Raw genomic sequence first — 6,237 nt, forward strand, 5'->3', positions numbered from 1 at the left:
ATAATATCCTTTAAAAAATTACCTATAATATTAAATTAGTTAAATTTAAATATCAAAATAAAAAAATTATAAATTTACCTATATTTATTATAACTGGATTTTTAACCATTATTTTTATAGATACCTTTAAGCCCTGCTTTTTTAATTGATCGATTTGAGCAGTTCATACTTAAATTGTACTCACTCATAAAATGAAAGGAGGTATCAATATGGTATAATTCAATATTTTGCTTCTGGATGCAAATTTCAGCAAACAGCGCAATAAAATCTAAATTAGAATAATTCCTTAGGAGTTAAATTTTAAGCTTATTGGTTATAAAAATTTACAAAAATTAAATTTAAATGATGTTTAAAGGTAGAATATTTCTACTGGTTTTAATGTTTTTATCATTGCTCGATGTTTATGGGCAACAAAGAACAATAACCGGTACAGTCACAGATGAAGAAGGTGAACCCATCCCTTCTGTTTTGGTACTAATAAAAGGTTCAACAGTGGGAACCACCACCGATTTGGACGGTTCTTATGAAATTGCAGTCAGTGGTAAAGCCACGTTGATTTTCAATATGATAGGCTTCCAGGGAAAAGAGATCAGCACGGAAGGAACAAATGAGATCAGTGTAACTTTGCAAGAGGATAGCATGGATTTGAATGAGGTGGTAGTAGTAGGTTTTAGTGAAGTGGAAAGGCAACACCTGGCATCTTCAGTGGAGGAGTTGGATATGGACTTGATAAAAAGTCGCCCCATTTTTAAATTGGAAGAAGCATTCAGTGGGACTATTCCCGGGGTAACCCTAATGCAGGGTACAAACCTCCCGGGAAGTGTACCAGGAACCATTTCCATCAGGGGCATCAGTACTTTACAAAATGCTTCTCCGCTGGTGATTATTGATGGAATGGAGCAGTCCCTGACAGATATTGATCCAAATCAGGTCAAAAACATTACGGTTTTAAAAGATGCCGCATCTGCGGCTCTATATGGTTCCAGGGGAGCTAATGGAGTAATTATCATCGAAACGGAAAGGGGAACTACCGGCCAATTCAGAGTCAATTTACACTCCTGGGCAGCTTTGCATAACCCCATTGATTTGCCTGATTTTGTAGGTTCAGCAGATTATATGCGGCTGAATAATGAAGCAAGGGGGCATCAGGGGCAATCCCTGTTGTTTTCGGAAGAAGATATTTCAGCAGCAGAAAACGGAAATTATACCAATACCGACTGGCTGGGTGCTGTGATGCAGAGACAGTCTTATTCAAATAACACATCTGCCAGTATCTCAGGTGGAGGAGGAGTAGGTACCTTTAATCTGATGCTGGGATATCTTGATGAAAATGGCATGAATCAACTTGAAGGTTCTCAGAAATTTTCAGCCCGGTTCAATACCAATATCAACATAGCTGATAAATTTGTGCTTCAGGCAGATTTTTACGCCCACCGCTTACAAGTCGATCGGCTCAATGCCAATACCAATGGACATGGATTGTACCAGCAAGCCTGGAGGATGAATCCTACTCAACCGATTTTTTATGATTCAGAACTTGAGAACAATTATATACTTCATAACAATATCAATCCTCTGGCATCTATTAACCATGGAGGATCCTGGAATGCATTGCACGACAGAAGTACGATTAACTTAAGGCCTAAGTATTTTATCAATGATAAGTTGAGTTTAGAAGGCAATGTTTCCTACCTGATCAATAAGTCTGCTGAAAAATACAAAAGGTTAACCCATAAATTTTTCGATGGAGATGGAAAACCGGTTGAGATATGGGGAAATTCTGTTGGTGCCTCACAGGGAGTAAGTCAAAGCCAAATAACCGCCAGAGCCATGATCAATTATGAAAATAATTTGCGAAATGGGCAGGATAAGATTTACCTCCTGGGAGGTACTGAAATCATGAATAATACTTATACCGATTACCGGGAGTTTTCGAAATCTTCCTTTTTTGCAAAAGTAAATTATTCGTTTGACAACAGGTATTTGCTAGAAGGGACCGCCAGGGCAGATGGTAGCAGTAAGTTTGCCCCTGGTAACCGATGGGGGTTTTTCCCTTCCGGTGCATTTGCATGGAACATACACAATGAATCCTTCATGAGTGGCTTGGTCAGTTCGGGTGCCATCAACAATTTAAAATTCAGGGCATCTTTTGGTCTGATTGGAAATGAAAATGTTGCGCCATACCTATGGCAGGAAGTGGTAAATACCTGGGGATGGACCATGCGTGTACCAAATCCCGATTTCAGCTGGGAGAAGCAAAGACAGTCCAATTTTGGTATTGATCTGACTACACTGAACAACAAATTGAACCTTACTGCCGAGTATTACCATAAGTATTCTTATGATCTCATTTACTCGGATTTTCCAGTGCCCCCATTGACCGGTTCCTATTACCTTACCTCCTCTGTTAATATAGGCGAAGTGGAGAACAAAGGGTTTGAGTTTTCTGCCAATTACGCAGACAGGGTAGGAGAAGTCAATTACAGTATAGGCGGCATGTTATTCGATAACCAAAACCGGGTATTAAAAGCGGGATACAGCAGGTCAGACACCCTGATTTTTAAAAACAATCAGGATATGATCTGGTATGAGGGAATAGCTATAGACAACTACTTTGGTTATGAAAGTGATGGTTATTTCCAAACCTGGGAAGAGGTAGATGGAATGGAAGCCAAATTGCCCAATACCTATCCTGGAGATATTCGGTATGTAGATCAGAATGGAGACGGGGTCATCAATGACGAAGACAAAAGAAACCTGGGGGATCCCTTTCCTCACATGAATTACTCGGTAAATTTTAACCTTAGTTTCAGACGATGGGATTTTAGTTTCCTTGGACAGGGAGTAGGCAAAAGGTTGGGAAGACTTAACGGATTGGAAGGTTACCCCGTCCTGATGGATGGCGTGAACAATAACCTTGGCGCTCCCAGAGAATATTACATGGAAAACCGCTGGACGCCTGAAACACCAAATAGCAGGTTTCCCAGAGTTTGGACAGGGACAAGCCCGAATGCTGTCTTGAGCGATGTATGGTTAAGCAATGCAGCTTTTTTCCGTGTGAAGATGCTTCAAGTGGGTTATACGATTCCAAGAATCGGACAAAATATCAAAAGCGTTAGGCTTTATTTCAATGCGCAGGATGCTATCACCATTACTAAATGGGAAGGATTGGAACCGGAGAGAGATGGAGGAAATGGAAGTTATCCCCGAATGGGTACATTTAGTTTAGGGGTTAAAGCTACTATTAATTAAAAAAGGGATATCATGAAAAAATTATTGATCATAATATTTATTGCAGGAGCCAGCCTAACAAGCTGTGTGGAGTTGTTGGATAAAACGGATCCTACGGCAACATCCTTTGTGGAATTTTTTAATGATGAGGAAGACCTGAGACGTGTGGTTTACAGTAGTTACCTGGATGTTTTTACCAATCCGGGAGTGCACCAAACCCTGTTTTACATGCAAGAAGGTAAATCTGACAACGCCTACAGCCGGGTAGATGGTCACCACCATCAACGCATTGCGAATGGTAATATTAATAGTACTACCCAGGCATTTTTGTACTATTATGAATTGCAAATGAAGCACCTGGGAAGGCTGAATACTTTTGTTGCCAATGCGGATATCCCCTATGTGGAAGACGAGTCTGTAAGAACAAAGTATAAGAGTATCCTGGAAGCATTGAGAGTATGGCATTATTTCAGGTTGACATTCAGGTGGGGTGATGTACCTTTCCATTTGGAACCTGCCGATTTGGTGGATGCCCGACAGCCAACAACGCCAAAGGATGAAATTCTCAACCAATTATTTCCTCTTGCTGAGGATATCGCTGCAAGATTGCCGGCTGATGAATATACTTCAGATAAGTACATGTTTAATCGCTACTCCTTCAAAGCCATGACCATGCGATTTGCCTTGTACAATGAACGGTATGAGCTTGCGGCAAGACTGGCGAAGGAAATCATGGATAGCAATAAATATGAGCTTTATCCGGATTATGGTGATTTATTCCAATATGAAGGTGCATCCACCAACAATGAAGTGATCGTCCATTTTGACCGGCAAAGCCATGGAAACCGCGCGACCAACTCCTTTAGGGACCTGGGTCCACACTACCGTACTGGAAACGGCCAATCTTATGTAGTACCTTTGAAATCTTTGGTAGATGCTTATTGGACATTACAGGGAAGGCCAATTGCAAATTGCCCTTTGCATACCATGGAGGAATATGAATTGAATCCAAATCTCAATAGAGATCCCCGATATGAACAGAGCATTATGGGGCAGGGAGATGATTTCTATGGAGAACCCATAGACATTTATAATTCCAATAATCCCATGTATTTTGAAAATCAAAGAGCCAGTAAATCCGGCTACTGGTTTAAAAAATATGTTTCTGAAGCAGATGCTTTCCGTTCAGGAGGCAATTTTGATTTTGGACTGCTTCGGTATGCAGAAGTCTTACTTACTTATGCGGAAGCAAAGATCATGATGAATGATATTGATGATTTGGCCCTGGAATCCATAAATTTGGTCAGGGAGAGAGCCGGTCTGGACATGACAATAGCTGATGTGACAGGTCCGGAATACGCCAACTTTAGTCAGGAGGACTGGATTCAATTGATCAGAAATGAAAGAAGAGTGGAATTTGCCGGTGAAGGTCTTCGTTATGATGATATCATCCGTTGGGAAATTGCAGATGAGGTTTTGAATCAGCCTGCATTGGGACATACCCGAATGGTGGATGGGGAGGTTGTTTCCCTGAAAATTGAAGACCGATCGTTTCAGCCACATAACTACAGGTGGCCCTTTCACGAAAACAGCTTGCGTGTGGAACCTGGTCTGGAGCAAAACCCGGGTTACTGATCTGCCTAAGCAGTGGATATATTGGTTGCAAGTCCGATTCATCGGGTTTTTCTGAACAATGCCGATTGAATTAACCTGCAACTGCTTAAAACAACCTGGTTTATCACGAGGTTGCTTGCTTGTCAAGCAACCTCATTTTTTTCCAGCCCTTTTCAGGAAATTATAATGAGATTTCAAGGCTGAGGCAAAACTCCTGTTTTCATGATAGGGCAGACCAAACTCCAGAGCCGTTTCTTTGACTATTCCCGATAACTCCGGGTAGTGAATGTGGCATATTTTTGGAAAAAGATGGTGTTCTACCTGTAGGTTCAGGCCACCGCATAAGAAGGTAGTCAAACGGCTTTTCCTGGCAAAATTGGCTGTAGTTCTCATTTGGTGTTCTGCCCAGGCATTTTCAATGTTTTCGGCTTCACCCGGGTTTGGGAACTCTGTTTGTTCCACCAGGTGGGCCAATTGGAAGACCAGTCCCAAAACCAAACCCTCCGCAAAGTTCAATGCCAGAAAACCTATTATAAACTGCCACCAGGTAATGTCCATGACAATTAATGGCAAAATGATAAACAAGGTATAATAGAGTAGCTTATAAAAGAAAAGGTTGAAATATTCGATTTTTGGATGTTTGTTCTCATGTTTACCGATCCGCTTCTGAAAGAATTTTTTGTAATCTTTTCGGAAAAACCAGGATATGGATGCCAAAGCATAAAGAAAGAAAGCATAGATGTGTTGAAACCGGTGAATGGGATAGTGTTTTTCCTCCGGAGAAACCCTCACAATACCGGGGGCTACCTCCAGATCTCCATCATGCCCCACGATATTGGTATAGGTGTGGTGTATCTTATTGTGCGTTATTTTCCAAACATATACATTGGCACCAATGATATTGAATAGAAAACCCAGCGAATTATTGACCCATTTTTTTGAAGAATAGGATCCGTGCAAGGCATCATGGCAAATATTGAAGCCGATGAAAGCCATGTTCATGCCCAAAGCAATGGCCAGCAAGAGCGAAACCCAGGAAGGAAACACTTCCAATAAAATGGTGAGGTATAAGCTCACAAAGGAAACGAGGTAAGTGATGGTTTTTAGCACCATGGATCGATTGGCACGTTTCGAAACTCTATTTGTTTCAAAATACTGGTCCACCCTTTCCCGGACTGTTGTAAAAAACCCTGAATTATTTTTATCTACGAATTTGAGAGTTGATGACATGTTTAAGATTTAGTATCTTTTTTTAATTATTTGCGAATTTTATATTACTAAAACAAAAATTTTTGGTAAATAATTTAATAAAATCGAAAATAAAAGAAATTCATTAAAATTAGAAGCATGCAAAAGAAAAACAAAAATACATGGAATTGAGTAAAAGCACGA

At 40.5% G+C, this 6,237-nt stretch carries 3 protein-coding genes; 2 read left to right on the forward strand and 1 reads right to left on the reverse strand.

Features of this window, described 5'->3' with window-relative positions:
- Positions 1 to 342: 342 nt before the first annotated feature.
- Together HUJ21_RS24175 and HUJ21_RS24180 are read left to right on the forward strand one after the other, a co-directional pair.
- Positions 343 to 3,252: a SusC/RagA family TonB-linked outer membrane protein gene (locus tag HUJ21_RS24175; RefSeq protein WP_291373559.1), complete on the forward strand. Its 2,910-nt coding sequence runs from the start codon at positions 343 to 345 to the stop codon at positions 3,250 to 3,252.
- Positions 3,253 to 3,264: 12 nt separating this feature from the next.
- Positions 3,265 to 4,866, forward strand: a complete 1,602-nt coding sequence (locus HUJ21_RS24180) for a RagB/SusD family nutrient uptake outer membrane protein (protein WP_291373560.1) — start codon at positions 3,265 to 3,267, stop codon at positions 4,864 to 4,866.
- A 132-nt stretch (positions 4,867 to 4,998) separates the two neighbouring features.
- On the opposite strand, the gene HUJ21_RS24185 is transcribed toward HUJ21_RS24180, so the two are convergent.
- Positions 4,999 to 6,075, reverse strand: a complete 1,077-nt coding sequence (locus tag HUJ21_RS24185) for an acyl-CoA desaturase (protein ID WP_291373562.1) — start codon at positions 6,073 to 6,075, stop codon at positions 4,999 to 5,001.
- Positions 6,076 to 6,237: the final 162 nt, after the last annotated feature.

The organism is Cyclobacterium sp. (assembly GCF_014762705.1).
Taxonomy (GTDB): domain Bacteria; phylum Bacteroidota; class Bacteroidia; order Cytophagales; family Cyclobacteriaceae; genus Cyclobacterium.

Coding starts and splice junctions, on each gene's coding strand:
- HUJ21_RS24185 (WP_291373562.1), bottom strand. CDS start 6,075: ATGTCATCAACTCTCAAATTCGTAGATAAAAATAATTCAGGGTTTTTT.
- HUJ21_RS24180 (WP_291373560.1), top strand. CDS start 3,265: ATGAAAAAATTATTGATCATAATATTTATTGCAGGAGCCAGCCTAACA.
- HUJ21_RS24175 (WP_291373559.1), top strand. CDS start 343: ATGATGTTTAAAGGTAGAATATTTCTACTGGTTTTAATGTTTTTATCA.